The 14,387-nt window shown below is 28.6% G+C and carries 12 protein-coding genes and 1 rRNA gene; 5 read left to right on the top strand and 8 right to left on the bottom strand.

What is annotated here, in order from left to right:
* Nucleotides 1-13 precede the first annotated feature (13 nt).
* The gene (locus ACZ5RS_RS08445) at nt 14-691 is read right to left on the bottom strand and encodes a cytochrome c biogenesis CcdA family protein (RefSeq protein ID WP_464634404.1); all 678 of its coding nucleotides are present in this window, start codon (nt 689-691) and stop codon (nt 14-16) included.
* Nucleotides 692-839: 148 nt separating this feature from the next.
* On the opposite strand from ACZ5RS_RS08445, the gene ACZ5RS_RS08440 reads away from it, so the two are divergent.
* Genes ACZ5RS_RS08440 through ACZ5RS_RS08430 form a run of 3 tightly spaced genes read left to right on the top strand, consistent with a single transcriptional unit; the run spans nt 840 to nt 4,703 of the window.
* Nucleotides 840-1,628 carry an RsmB/NOP family class I SAM-dependent RNA methyltransferase gene (locus ACZ5RS_RS08440; RefSeq protein WP_464634402.1) on the top strand — a complete coding sequence of 263 codons (789 nt, stop codon included), beginning with the start codon at nt 840-842 and terminating at the stop codon, nt 1,626-1,628.
* A complete protein-coding gene (locus ACZ5RS_RS08435) occupies nt 1,625-2,680 on the top strand; it encodes a DUF362 domain-containing protein (protein WP_464634400.1) in 1,056 nt (351 codons plus the stop codon). Before ACZ5RS_RS08440 ends, ACZ5RS_RS08435 begins: the two co-directional genes overlap by 4 nt.
* A 22-nt stretch (nt 2,681-2,702) precedes the next feature.
* Entirely contained in the window at nt 2,703-4,703 is a 2,001-nt protein-coding gene (locus ACZ5RS_RS08430; protein WP_464634398.1) for an ATP-dependent helicase, read from the top strand.
* Between the two features lie 19 nt (nt 4,704-4,722).
* On the opposite strand, the gene ACZ5RS_RS08425 is transcribed toward ACZ5RS_RS08430, so the two are convergent.
* From ACZ5RS_RS08425 to ACZ5RS_RS08410, 4 genes are all read right to left on the bottom strand, one after another.
* Nucleotides 4,723-5,769: a PTS sugar transporter subunit IIC gene (locus ACZ5RS_RS08425; RefSeq protein WP_464634396.1), complete on the bottom strand. Its 1,047-nt coding sequence runs from the start codon at nt 5,767-5,769 to the stop codon at nt 4,723-4,725.
* 111 nt (nt 5,770-5,880) lie between these two features.
* Complete coding sequence (locus ACZ5RS_RS08420; protein WP_464634394.1) at nt 5,881-7,479, bottom strand: alpha-amylase family glycosyl hydrolase; 1,599 nt, start codon at nt 7,477-7,479, stop codon at nt 5,881-5,883.
* 198 nt (nt 7,480-7,677) lie between these two features.
* Nucleotides 7,678-7,926 carry a hypothetical protein gene (locus tag ACZ5RS_RS08415; RefSeq protein ID WP_464634392.1) on the bottom strand — a complete coding sequence of 83 codons (249 nt, stop codon included), beginning with the start codon at nt 7,924-7,926 and terminating at the stop codon, nt 7,678-7,680.
* Nucleotides 7,927-7,928: 2 nt separating this feature from the next.
* Nucleotides 7,929-8,690, bottom strand: a complete 762-nt coding sequence (locus ACZ5RS_RS08410) for a ParA family protein (RefSeq protein ID WP_464634390.1) — start codon at nt 8,688-8,690, stop codon at nt 7,929-7,931.
* Nucleotides 8,691-9,197: 507 nt separating this feature from the next.
* On the opposite strand from ACZ5RS_RS08410, the gene asnA reads away from it, so the two are divergent.
* Nucleotides 9,198-10,232 (top strand): aspartate--ammonia ligase, encoded by a 1,035-nt coding sequence (gene asnA / locus ACZ5RS_RS08405; protein WP_464634388.1) that lies wholly within the window; start codon nt 9,198-9,200, stop codon nt 10,230-10,232.
* A gap of 87 nt (nt 10,233-10,319) precedes the next feature.
* The gene (locus ACZ5RS_RS08400; RefSeq protein WP_464634386.1) at nt 10,320-11,081 is read left to right on the top strand and encodes an exodeoxyribonuclease III; all 762 of its coding nucleotides are present in this window, start codon (nt 10,320-10,322) and stop codon (nt 11,079-11,081) included.
* Nucleotides 11,082-11,112: 31 nt separating this feature from the next.
* On the opposite strand, the gene typA is transcribed toward ACZ5RS_RS08400, so the two are convergent.
* The 3 genes from typA to rrf all read right to left on the bottom strand — a co-directional run bounded on the left by typA (nt 11,113) and on the right by rrf (nt 14,354).
* Nucleotides 11,113-12,936 (bottom strand): translational GTPase TypA, encoded by a 1,824-nt coding sequence (gene typA, locus ACZ5RS_RS08395; RefSeq protein WP_464634384.1) that lies wholly within the window; start codon nt 12,934-12,936, stop codon nt 11,113-11,115.
* A 76-nt stretch (nt 12,937-13,012) separates the two neighbouring features.
* Complete coding sequence (locus tag ACZ5RS_RS08390; protein WP_464634382.1) at nt 13,013-14,143, bottom strand: hypothetical protein; 1,131 nt, start codon at nt 14,141-14,143, stop codon at nt 13,013-13,015.
* Nucleotides 14,144-14,243: 100 nt separating this feature from the next.
* Nucleotides 14,244-14,354 (bottom strand): 5S ribosomal RNA (gene rrf / locus ACZ5RS_RS08385).
* Between the last annotated feature and the right edge of the window lie 33 nt (nt 14,355-14,387).

The raw sequence follows: 14,387 nt of genomic DNA, 5'->3' as shown, positions 1-14,387 counted from the left end.
TAATTTCTCCAAATTATTCAAAAAGTATTGCGGGAGAATAGCCTAAAACCATCAAAATTCCCATCAACAATAATAAAACACCACTAATAACTGTTACAACTTTATAATGCTTCTTGATAAATGAAAAAGCTCCTTCTAATTGTTTTAATAATAAAGCTGATAAGAAAAATGGTACACCTAAGCCAAGAGAATATGCTATTAAAGTAAATATTCCTTGATATAATGTATCGGTATTTGCTGCTAACATTAAGGCTGAACCTAAAAATGGTCCTGTACATGGAGACCAGCCAACTGCAAATACTATTCCAAAAATTAAAGAAGAAAAGTAATTTAATGACTTTGCTTTAAATTTTAATTTATAAGTGTTTTCTAAAAATGGTAACATTTTTAAACCTAAAAAACTTAAGGCAAAAATAATTACTATTACTCCTCCTATCCTGTTAATAGTTTCTAAATGTTCACTTAAATACTGACCTAGGAAACTTGCACTAGCTCCTAAAGTCGCAAATAATATTGTGAACCCTAAAATAAAGAATATTGAATTAAATAGTAATTTATTCCTACTTTTTTCTTCATTATCCTTATCCGCTATATTACCTGCCAAATATCCTATATACAAAGGAATCATTGGTAATACACAAGGACTTATAAAACTTAATAAACCTTCTAATAATGCTGTTATATATGCCATATTCATATAATATATGCAATAATCTAATTGTAAAGTAACTTTATCACTAAATTAAAAAGCTATACATAAACTACAAACAAACTACATATTTGAAATATATTATAAATTTCTCTATTCAAAATTAACTCTATTATAATATAATTACTACATGTCTAAAAAAAATAAAAAAATAGATTCAAAAGAAGAATTTAATAATTATTATGAAAACTTATTTGGTTCTAGATGGGAAACATTAAAACAGGCTTTAATTAAAGAAAAAAGCACAGTTGAATATAGTAATAATTTAACTAAACCTTATTTTCTTGATGAAGCATCACTTTTTTGTGCAAATTTACTTGAAATAGAAAAAGATGATAATGTTTTAGATATGTGCGCCGCACCAGGCGGTAAAACATTGGTTCTAGCTTCTAAATTAGCAGGAACTGGACATTTAGTTTCAAATGATAGATCTAGCAAAAGACGTGCTAGATTACATAATGTAATTGAAGAACATTTACCTACTGAATATAAAAATAATATTAATATTACTGCTCATGATTCAACGAAATGGGGACTATATGAACAAGAAGTTTATGATAAAATCTTACTAGATGCTCCCTGTTCAAGCGAAAGACACGTATTAAGTGATCCCTCATATTTAAATCAATGGTCATTAAATAGACCAAAACATTTATCTTTTCAACAGTTTGCCATGCTTGCAGGAGCATTAGAAGCTGTAAAAGTTGGTGGGATTATTCTTTATTCTACCTGTGCAATTACACCCCTAGAGGATGAAGAAGTAATAAGGAAATTATTTAAAAAAAGGGAAGGACGATTTGAATTAATAAACTTTAATTGTGATATAGCTGAAGATAGAGAATATGGTAAAATTGTTCTACCAGATACTAGTGATAATAGAGGACCTTTATATTTTTGTTTAATAAGGAGAATAAAATGAGTACTGTTAGTATTGTAAAATGTGATAATTATGATTTTGAAAATATTTATAACAATCTAAAAAAAGCTATGGAGGAAACAACTCTTCCAAAAATCTCAGGTAAAAAAATCTTAATTAAACCTAATATATTATCTGATGTACCTCCAGAATTAAGTGTATCTACCCACCCTATGGTTTTAAAAGCACTTATAAAAATTTTAAAGGAGAAAGGTGCAAAAAAACTTTATGTAGGAGATTCTCCTGCTATTCACCCACCAAAATTTAAAGCTAAAAGATCTGGAATTTATCAAATCTGTGAAGAAGAAGAAAATGTTGAATGGGTTAATTTCCATAAAGATACAGTTAAGAAAAATCTCCCCTATGTTCATAGAAAAATTGCATTAACAAAAATTATAGACAAAGTTGATTTTTCAATCTCTCTTTCAAAATGTAAAACTCATGAGCTAATGTACACAACTGGGGCTATTAAGAACATGTTTGGCCTAGTTCCAGGATTTAACAAAAGCAAACAACATGTATATAACCCTAGTAGAAAAGGGTTTGCTAAATTTATTTGTGGATTATTTAGTGTTAGTAAAACTGAATATGCTATTATGGATGCAATAGTTGCTATGGAAGGAGCTGGACCGGGAAATGGCACACCAAGAAAAGTCGGCCTACTTTTAGCAAGTAATGATGCTTTAGCATTAGATATTAGCCAGGCTATCATTATGGGTTATAATCCTTTAGATATTCCAATAATAAAATTCGCTATAAAGAAAAAATTAACACCTACAAAAAAAATTGAAAATATTGAATACAGCAACCTAAATGCAAATGATTTAATCATAAAAGATTATAAAAGAATTTCTAATAAAAATCTTTCTAAAAAAAGATTGCCTCCTGAATTTTTAAAAGATCCTTGTATTAAATGTAAAAAATGTATTGAAATTTGTCCGGCAAATGCGTTATCACTTGATAATAACAGGATAAAAATCAATGAAAAAAAATGCATAAAATGCTATTGTTGCCATGAGGTTTGTCCTGCTAACGCAATTAAAATTAATAAATAGCTTATAAAAATAATAGGAATATATGAACTTAAAGAATGAATTAAATAAAGAGCAATATCTTGCGGCTTCAACTATAAATGGACCAATTCTGATTATAGCTGGAGCTGGAAGTGGAAAGACTCGTATGCTTACTTATAGAATTGCACATATGCTTGATTTAGGCATTGATCAAAGAAATATATTAGCTTTAACTTTCACAAACAAAGCTGCCCAAGAAATGGGACAAAGAATAAGAGATTTAACTAATCAAGAACTAAAACACTTAACGACAACAACTTTTCACTCTTTCGGTTTAGGGTTTTTAAAACAACATATTCAACATTTAGGCTGGAAAAATAATTTCACAATCTATGATACGAATGATAAATTATCATTAATTAAACAAGTAATCATTAATTTGGGTTGGTCAATTGATGCTTTTAATCTAAGAGATGTTGAAGATTATATAAGCAAATATAAAACAAAACAATTAATAGTTAACAACTCTACAGCCGAAAATACTAAGGTATTATTAGATGAATATGAAAAATATTTAAAAACCTACAATGCTGTAGATTTTGATGATTTAATCGTAAAACCCATAGAAATCTTTAAAAAATTTCCTGAAATTTTAGAAAAAACTAGTCAACGATTTCAATATATACTTGTAGATGAATTCCAAGACACATCAATATCTCAATATACTTTGGTTAAAGAATTAGCAAAAACAAATAGAAATCTATGTGTTGTTGGAGATGATGACCAAAGCATTTATTCCTGGAGAGGAGCAAATTATCAAAATATTGTAATGTTTGAAAATGATTTTCCAGAGAGAAAAGAAATAATGCTAGAAAGAAATTATAGAAGTAGTAAAACAATCTTAGAAGCAGCAAATATATTAATTACAAACAATAAAGAAAGAAAAAATAAGAATTTATGGACTGAGAGTGAACAAGGAACTAATATTTATTTAATTAAACCTGAAGATGGAGAAAAAGAGGCTAATCAAGTAGCAAGAGAAATAATAGAACTACATAAAAAAGAAAATATTAAATTCAATAACTTTGCAATTCTTACTAGAACAAACTCTTTAATTCCCGCCTTTGAATCAGCATTAATGAGTAGAGAAGTAAACTGCCATGTAAGTGGTGGTAAATCCTTATTAGAAAGAAAAGAAATAAAAGATATACTAAGCTACTTAAAAGTTATTATAAACCCTGATGATGATGTAAATTTATTAAGAATAATAAATACACCTAGAAGATCAATTGGTAGAACTACAATTGAAAAAATAAAAGAAGTAGCTTCAAATTTTAACACATCTTTGTACTCGGCTTTAGCGATGATGGCTTTTTCTAAAGACTATAAAATTAGAGATAATACCCGAAATTCATTACAATTCATTTATAATCTAATTGAAAAATATTCAAAAGAATTTGAAGAAAATGATGATAAAACAAAACACAAAGTTTTAAATAACTTAATTAATCATATAGGTTATAAAGATTTTCTAATTGAAGAAAACAATACTGAAAAAGCTGTAATTTTCAAAATGAAGGGAATCGGAATTCTTGTAGATATGTTAAGAAAATGGGAAAACAATTATTTTAATGAGTCTGCCTCAATAGAAAATTGGGTAAACAGAATTCTTCTAGCGGGGAAAGAAAATCAAGATGAAAATAATTCTAGTGTAAATATAATGACTATGCACGCATCAAAAGGTCTTGAATTTGATGTGGTTTATTTAGTTGGCATTGAAGATCATATAATACCAAGTCAAAGAGCTTTAGAAGAAAATCCTAAAAACATAGAGGAAGAAAGAAGATTATTCTATGTAGCAATAACAAGGGCAAAAAAGAAACTAATTATTAGTTCAGCAAAAAATAGAATAAGAGGGACACAAATTATACAAAGCAACCCTTCAAGATTCATCAAAGAAATTCCAGAGAACTTAATTGATAAAGCTGAAAATAGACTAGTATCAAAATCTGATGTAAGTAAATCATTTGCAGAAATGAAGGCTAGATTAGCACAGGGCAATTAAATGCCCTGTGTTTATAAAACTATTCTGCTAGTTTCATATCTCCATCTTTTATCCAACCTTTTACTCTCATAAATTTTGCAATTAAAAGAGAAATTATTGCTGGCAAAGCAAAATGCAATAATAATATTTGAGGAATTGCACTAGTACCCATTACTGCAATAGTATTAAATTGTCCTACTAGACCACTGGTACCCATTCCAGCTCCAGCAGCATTATTTTGCATTTTAAATACAACAGTTGCTAAAGGACCAATTATTGCTGCAGTCAATGTTGGAGGAATCCAAATAAGTGGATTATGAATTATATTAGGTACTTGTAACATACTAGTTCCAATTCCTTGTGATATTAAACCACCCATTTTATTTTCTCTATATGATATAACAGCAAAACCTATCATTTGTGCGCTACAACCAACTGTTGCAGCCCCAGCGGCTAAACCAGAGATACCTAAACTGATACAGATTGCAGCAGAAGAAATTGGTAGAGTTAATACCATACCTACAACAGTTGCAACAAGTATTCCCATAGGCAATGGATATAATGTTGTTAAAGTATTAATAAACATACCTAAAGCTTTCATCAAGGCACTTACAAAAGGAGATACAAAAACTCCAACCAAACCACCAGCAATGATTGTAGCAATTGGAACTACCATAATATTAACTTTTGTTTTATTGTTAACAAGCTTTGCAATCTCAGCACCCACTAAACTTGCTAATAAAGCACCAAAAGGTTCTCCTATAGCAAATTTTAATATAGAACCATCAGGTGCAAAAACAAAAGTTCCAGCACCAATAGCACCTGCTACTGCAGCACTTAATACACCTAGTTTTGGAGCGCCAATAAATAAAGCAACACCTAAACCGATAGCTGGACCAGTTAAATATTGTGCGACACTACCAAAATTAACTAAAATTGGTAAATTCAAATAAGTTCCAAATTGTTTGATGATTAATCCGATAATTAAAGAAGCAAAAAGACCCTGCGCCATACCATTGAGTGCATCAATGATATAATCTCCAACCTTCTTCCTTTTATTCGGATTATTTTTTGAAATTTCGTTCATAAATAAATCCTTAAAATTGGGTTGGATGACTTAGCTGCATTTAGATCCATCGTCTAAGCACAGGCCTCCGTTTCATCTGAAATATATAAAATATTTTTAGTTATGTAAAGCCTATATATCTATTGAATATATAGCACCTTCATATCCATTTAACAATATTTCATTATTAGTAAACTTAGGACTCTTTGATAATGGATTCGTAGAAAAAATCGATGTCTTTGCTATAAAAGGTAAAGCAATATCACTAAATTTTATTACTTTATTCCTAGCTGAAAAATTCAAAATTATAAAAAGAGACTCATCACTTGAGGTTCTCATATAAGCAATTATCTTATCATCATTTAAATCAATAAATGTAAAATCACCTTCTACGAGAGCTCGATGATTCTTCCTAAGAGTTATTAATCTTTTATAATATTTCAACATAGAAACATCTTGTTGTTGTTGATTTACAACACATTTCTTTACATTTCCTAAGGGCAAATATGGATCATGTTCTGAGAATCCAGCATTAGGTAAATTCTTATCCCACAACATTGGCCCTCTAGCTCCATCTCTACTGTTTTGGAAAAAGAATAATTGCCTTCTCTGTAAATCTTTTTGCTGATTTTTTGGAATTATGGAATCTTCTAAACCTAATTCTTCACCATAATATAAAAACGGAGTTCCTCTTTGTGTTAACAAAAATAAAGTTGCTAGTCTAGTTTTTGGAATGCTTTTCTTAAGTCTAGTTAATAATCTCTTATTGTCATGACCAGATAGAATCCATGCAGGCCAAGAAGTATCACAAGCCTCAATCCAACGCTGTGCTAAAGATTTAAATAAACGAGGATTCAATTTTGAATTAGCAATAGAATAGTCAAATACTAAATTAAACTCATCCTTATAAACCCCATAATAAGATGCTACTAATTCAGGCTCACCAGGAGGAGTTACAACAATATCTCCAACTAATAATTTATCTTCATATTCATCAAATAAAGATCTAATACGTCTAATTACTTTATGAGAATAAGGTCTATTTCTATCAAAAACATGTCTTTGTTTATAGTATTTGTTCGTAAAAGTTCCAGGATATTTTGGATTATCTCTTAAGTCTTTATCTTTAACAATTAAATTGGAACAACTTAATCTTATTCCATCAATGCCTAAATCTAGATAATATTTTAAAACTTCTAGCATTTTAACAACTAGATCTTCACATCTCCAATTTAAATCCGGTAAGTCTTTTGAAAATGAATGCATGTAATATTGCTTTCTCTCTTCACAATAAGTCCAAGAACTACCTCCAAAATTTGAAAGCCAGTTATTTGGAATTTCATCTGACCAAATATAGAAATCACTAAATTCATTATCTCTAGATTTAGAACTTTTTAAAAACCAAGAATGTTTTGATGAGGTATTATTAATTGGAATATCTATGATTAACTTAAGATTTGCATTATGAATTTCCTCAATCAATTTTGACAAGTCTTCATTTGTTCCAACAAAACTATCTACATCATAATAATTTGAAACATCAAATCCACTATCATAATATGGAGAAGGGAAAAATGGTGTAATATATATAGCATCAATTCCTAAATATTTTAAATAATCAATTTTTGAAATCAAACCATTAAAATCACCAACACCATCATTATTACTATCTTTAAAGCTTCTTAGAAATATTTGGTATATGATTCCTTCTTGCCACCACTTCAAATCCATATAAATTAAACCTCACAATTCTAGAGAATAATTGAAACGGTGAAAAAACTCAACAAAAAAAAAATCCTATATATAAAAGTAAATTATAAAAATAATATTAATCCTAAAAAGGAATAATATTAAGTTATATTATATATTTAATATACAAAAAAATTTCTGAGATTAAATTCTCAGAAACTTCACATTAATAACCTATTATTATAGATCATCAGCTTCATCATTATTAAATTTAAAATTTCTTTGGAAAAACTTTAAGGCAAATCGAATCCCTGATGCCCAACCTAATCCCATTTCATCAAATTGTGCCTCTAAATCTTTTTTAAAAGAAGGTTCAATTGAAAAAGTAGTTAAACTTTTCTTTTCTTTTTCATCTTTTTTGACAGGTTCCTTAAATAATTTATCAGCTCTATTATGACTTGAATTTGTATCGTTTCTCTTTAATGCCATTTTTATCTCCAAATTTCATTTTCCATTTCTTCAAAAGTAAGTTTTGTTTTTTCTTTTAAGCCTTTTCCATTTTCTTTATACAGTTGAGGAGCAACATTTTTATCTTGAGATTTTCTAAAAACAGGATCTACTGGAATTTGATAAATCTTAAAATTACCCCTACTTGCAGCTTCATATATATCTCTATGTTGTCTAATTCTATCATCATAAGAATTAATGACAACTTTTTCATGTTTAACGGATGCTCTAAAATTTTTCTTTAACCTATTCAATTCATCAATAAATATCTCTAAGCCATCTAAACTAAAAGCTTCAGGAGTCATGGGTGTTATTACTTCGTCGCTTGCTATTAATGCAGAACGTTCCAATCTTCCTAATCCAGGGGATAAATCCAATATGACATGTTGAAACTTGCCTTTAAATTCATTGATTAAATCTTGAATTACAAAAGGCTCATCAGCTAATTTTGTTTCTGAATAAAGTTTTAAGGTTCCACCAATACCAAAAGTAGGCAAAATATAAAGATTTGGAACATGTTCTACAGGAACAATAGCATCACTTGGATAACATTTTCCTTGAACTACATCAGATAATTCCCATTTTGGTGTTTTTAATAAAAACCAAGATGAAGCATTACCTTGTGGATCTAAATCTACTAGTAATGTTGGGATTCCTGATAAAGCAGATTGACATGCTAATGTACCAGAAATTGTTGTTTTACCAACCCCACCTTTTTGTAAATGAAACGCAATCGTTTTTGTCATAATTTTATAACCCTTAATATATACAGTATATACAAGTTCTTATTCAATTAACAAGTACATTTGTAAAAAATTAAACATCCTTGACTTCTAATAATTATATTAAAACTTAAGATTTGTATATATAAAACCATAAATACAATATAAAAACAATGCACTTATGATATAAATTTGATATAAAAATATGAGCTATAAAAAATATTTAATTATGCTCAAAAAAAATAATAAATTAAATATCAAAAATACTTAAATATTACTAATCACATTTTTACAATTTAAGATAACTATAACACAAAAATATCAAGCTAGCTACATAAAAAAATACTTATACCAAATTACAGTCTTGTATAAAAGATTATAACAAAACCATAACTTTTAAGTTACTAAATATTTAATTGTTTTTTTGCATAATAAATAAATAAATATTCGTTTTTTAAGTATTTTTACAAAATATTAGTTGTTTTTTATTTTATTTTTAGTGTAAAGTATCAAAAACCAAGGAGTAAAAAAATGAAACATATTTTTCCGGATAATTACAAACCCGTATTGAACAAAAAGCAAACAGAAAAAGCTATTAAATTTGTTAAAGATACTTTTGAAAGAGAGCTATCTGGCGAATTAAAGCTTAGCAGAGTTACTAGCCCTTTATTCGTAGCAAAAGGCTCAGGTATTAATGATGATTTAAATGGTATTGAACGACCTGTAAAGTTTGAAATTGGTAATTTAAATAATAAAGAAATGGAAATTGTTCATTCTTTGGCAAAATGGAAAAGAATGGCTTTAGCTGACCACGGTTTTCAACCAAAAACTGGTTTATATACAGATATGAATGCAATCAGACCTGATGATATGATTGATGCTATACATTCACTATATGTTGATCAATGGGACTGGGAACTAGTAATGGCAGAAGGTCAAAGAAATCTAGACTTTTTAAAAACTATTGTTACAAAAGTATATGAAGCTCTTAAAAGAACTCAATTCTTAGTAAGAGAAAATTTTGAATCATCTTTCCCTATTTTACCAGAAGAAATTATTTTCATTCATAGTGAAGATGCTCAAAAAGAATTCCCTAATCTAACACCAGAAGAAAGAGAAAAAGAATTAGCAAAAAAATATGGTGCTATTTTCATGATAGGTATTGGTAGCAAACTTGTTGATGGAGTTAAACATGGTGGTAGAGCTCCTGACTATGACGATTGGTCAACACCTACTACTGAAGGACATAAAGGCTTAAATGGTGATATCATTGTTTGGGATCCTGTTAGAGAAGATTCTCTTGAACTTTCTAGCATGGGAATAAGAGTTGATAATGAAACTTTATTAAGACAACTTGAATTAGAAAATGCAACAGAAAGAAAAGATTTATATTGGCATAAACGCTTATTAAATAATGAATTCCCTCAAACTATTGGAGGGGGTATTGGACAAAGCAGAATTTGCATGTTCCTCCTAAATAAAGCTCATATTGGTGAAGTTCAAGCTTCTGTATGGGATGAAGAAACTTTAAAAGTATCAAAAGAGAGAAATATACCTCTAATGTAAATTAGAATTTTTTAATAAAAAAGCCATATTTTTATGGCTTTTTTTTTACCCTTAATTATTATATGATTATCTCATGGAGTATAATTTATGAAAGAATTAAAATTTACATCATGGAATGTTAACGGAATAAGAGCATGTGACAAAAAAGGCTTTAAAGAATATTTTAAAGAATCTAATTCAGATATTTTTTGTTTGCAAGAAATAAAATTATCAGAAGGACAATATGAATTTAATCCAGAAGGCTATTATCAATATTTCAATTATGCTCAAAGAAAAGGTTATAGTGGAACTGCAATTTACACTAAAGAAAAACCTTTAAATGTTGTATATGGAATCTCACATGAATTAGATAATGAAGGGAGAACAATCCTATTAGAATACCCTAATTATTATGTTTTAACAGTTTATACCCCAAATAGCCAAAATGAACTAAGAAGACTTACTACAAGACTAGATTGGGATGATAAATTTAGAGAATATGTCTCTAATTTAGATAAAGAAAAACCTGTTATTATGTGTGGTGATTTTAATGTTGCCCACAAAGAAATAGATTTAAAAAATCCAAAAACAAATGTAAAAAATGCTGGATTTTCACCAGAAGAAAGAGAAAGTTTTACTAAACTATTAAATGCAGGTTTTACAGACTCTTTTAGGTACTTATATCCTGATGTCATTGAAAGATATAGCTGGTGGAGCTATAGATTTAAAGCAAGAGAAAAAAATGCAGGATGGAGAATCGATTACTGGCTAGTATCAAACAGACTAGAAACTAATATAGTAAATAGTGAAATTGACGATAAAATTCTTGGCAGTGACCATGCTCCTGTTTATCTTAATATAAAATTATAGCAAAAGGATTTCTCCTTTTGCTATTAATTGTTTATTTTAAATATTCAGGTATTGAACCTCTGTTATTATATATTTTTCGTTTTTGAGTATCTAAAATTTTCTTGCATAATCTAATAGATTCAGGAGTAATTTCAACTAATTCATCATCTTTAATAAATTGTATTGCTTGCTCTAAGCTAATTTTAGTTATTGGAGTCAAAGTAACAGCTTCATCTTTACCACTTGCTCTCATATTTGTAAGTTTTTTAGTTCTAGTAGGATTTAATAATAAATCAATATCACGATTTCTTTCCCCTACAACTTGACCTTCATAAATACTATCGCCAGGGACAATAAATAATCTACCTCTATCTTCTAACTGCCAAAGTGCATATGCAACAGCGGTACCACTTCTATCACTTACTAGAGAACCACTAACTCTATCAGGGAAGTCTCCTCTATAAGGTTCATAACCTTTTATATAAGAGTTCATAATACCAAAGCCACGAGTATCTGTTAAAAACTCATCTCTATAACCTATTAAGCCTCTAGAAGGAATTTCAAAAGTCATTCTAACTCTATCACCATTATAAGTAATATCACTCATAATAGCTTTTCTCTTTGATAATTTTTCCATAACAACCCCAGAATTCTCTTCAGGACAGTCGATAGTTAATTTTTCAATTGGTTCTATAGTTTGACCTTTATCATCCTTTTTAAACAAGATTTTAGGTCTTCCTACACATAATTCGAAGCCTTCACGTCTCATTTCTTCAATGATAATTGCCATTTGGAATTCACCACGGCCTTTTACTGTAAAAGTATCATCAGTATTTTTTTCAACTCTAATTGATACATTTCTTAAAGCTTCTTTGCTTAATCTATCCCAAATCTTTGCACTAGTAATATTCTTTCCTTCTTTACCAGCTAAAGGACTAATATTTTTACTAAATAACATTGAAACTGTTGGTTCATCAACACTAATTCTTGGTAATGCTTTTGGATTTTCTTTTGTACAAATTGTATCACCAATAGTTACATTTTCAACCCCAGCTAAAACTACAATATCACCTGCTGAGATTTCATTTGATTGAACATATGAAGGTCCATTAAATGAATATAATTTAGAAACTCTTAAAGAAGTTGTTTCATGTTCACCAATACAAACTAATTGGTCATTAATTGAAGCTTGTCCGTTTATGATTTTACCAATTGCTAAACGGCCTAAGAAATCACTATACGATAAATCACTTACCAACATTTGGAAAGGAGCTTCATCATCATATTGAGGTGGTGCAATATTTTCTAAAATTGAATCTAATAAACAAAACATATTACTTTCAATATTATCAAGAGATTTACCACAAACGCCATCTCTTCCATTTGCATAGAAAACGGGTAAATCTAATAATGATTCATCATCACTTAAGTCAAATAAAAGATCATAAACTTCATCTAAAACTTCTGCACTTCTAGCATCATTTCTATCTATTTTATTTATTACAATTATTGGTTTTAATTTTTGTTTTAGGGCTTTACTCAAAACAAATCTTGTTTGAGGTAAAGGGCCCTCAGCAGCATCGACTAATAATATAACCCCATCAACCATTGAAAGACCTCTTTCAACTTCACCACTAAAATCAGCGTGACCTGGAGTATCAATAATATTAATCTTTGTATTTTTATATTGTATAGCACAGTTTTTTGCACTAATTGTAATACCACGCTCTCTTTCAAGGGCTCCACTATCCATAACTCTTTCTTGGTTTTGTAATAGACCAGTTTGCTTAAATAAGCTATCTACCAATGTCGTTTTTCCATGGTCTACATGAGCTATAATAGCTATGTTTCTTATTGATTCTTTGTTTTTTATCATTTTCTTCCTCAAACGTAAAGGGAGGTATTTTATATCCTCCCTAAGTAAAACAAACTATTTAATATATTTTAAAATATTATTTAATTACTAAATCAGAATTCTTAGAAATCAAATTTATTGTCTTTTGATAATCATTAAACAAATCTTGTGATTTTGCATCATGTAATATAGTACAAATTGTTACTTTATCATCTATTATACTTATTCCAAAACTATTTTCAATAAAGGAACTTGATGGATAGTAACTAAGGGTTGTTAATACCTCATCATTATCTATAGTAGGTAATACATCAAATAACATATCACTAGATAAAAACTTAAAATAATGCTCATTATTTAGAGCTTTTGCTTTCATATCATTAGGAATTTGATTTAATATTGCATCTCGTGTTAAATGTGGCTGTCTTTTTAAAAAAGATTTTAATAGTTTATCAACCTCAGCACAATTATCATAAAATGACAATCTTGGCTCTAATCCTCTCTTAAATTTAATTAAAGAAGTACCATTTGATAACATAGCAGTTTCACTCTTTTTCTTACAAAAAGGAATTACTAAATCTTTTCTTAAAGCCTTACTTAAACTTAATGCAACAGTAACAAAGAAAGATAGTAAAGAAATTCCATGACCGCTACATAATGAATATACTATGCTGGATTTTAAAGAAATCTTTTTAACTTTAATTTTAGTTAAATCAAGCTTAATTGGTTCTTCTTCAACAATTTTTTTTAATTTATTAGCTTTTAATTGAGCTATGAAATTTAATTTTTTTTCTTCATAATCACAATATTCAAAATCATAATTCTCAGGAGAAGTTAATAAAGCTTTAGCAAAATTAACTAAACCTCTAGAGTCAGAGATGATTTGATGCGCAAAAATTACTAATGTATCTTGATTATTAATTGCTAATCGTAAAAATTCACCATTAAAAAGATCTAAAGGTGTATTGAATTGAGTAGTAATCCATTTATTTATATTTTCACAATTTTCAATTTTATAATCAAAACCTTTTATAGAGTCATCAAAAAAATATTCAGATTCATCACTTTTAACTAATTTTGAATTTAAAATTGGAACTTTCTGTTTTATTAAATTTAAATTAGATAACAATTCATTAGTTGTTATTTTTTTTGCAAACCCAACAACTAAAGCACTTGCTGATAAGTTGTCATTGAGTGAATAAATTTGATTTTTTAGTTGATATCTCATAACCATTAGAATAGTTGTTTATTTGATTTGATTAAAGCCCTAAATCATTTTTTTTATATATTTTTACAAAAAAAAATCACCTAAAAGGTGAAAAAAAAAGGCCCGGCAGCTACCTACTCTCCCACAAAAATGTAGTACCATCGGCGTGAGAGCGCTTAACTGCCGTGTTCGAGATGGGAACGGGTGTATCCACTCTGCTATGGCCACCGGGCCAACTTAAATTTAGAGAGATAAATTAATATTT

This window comes from Pleomorphochaeta caudata (genome assembly GCF_055395745.1).
Note: the sequence above shows the minus strand (reverse complement) of the source record. Positions and strands in the feature narration are given on the sequence as shown.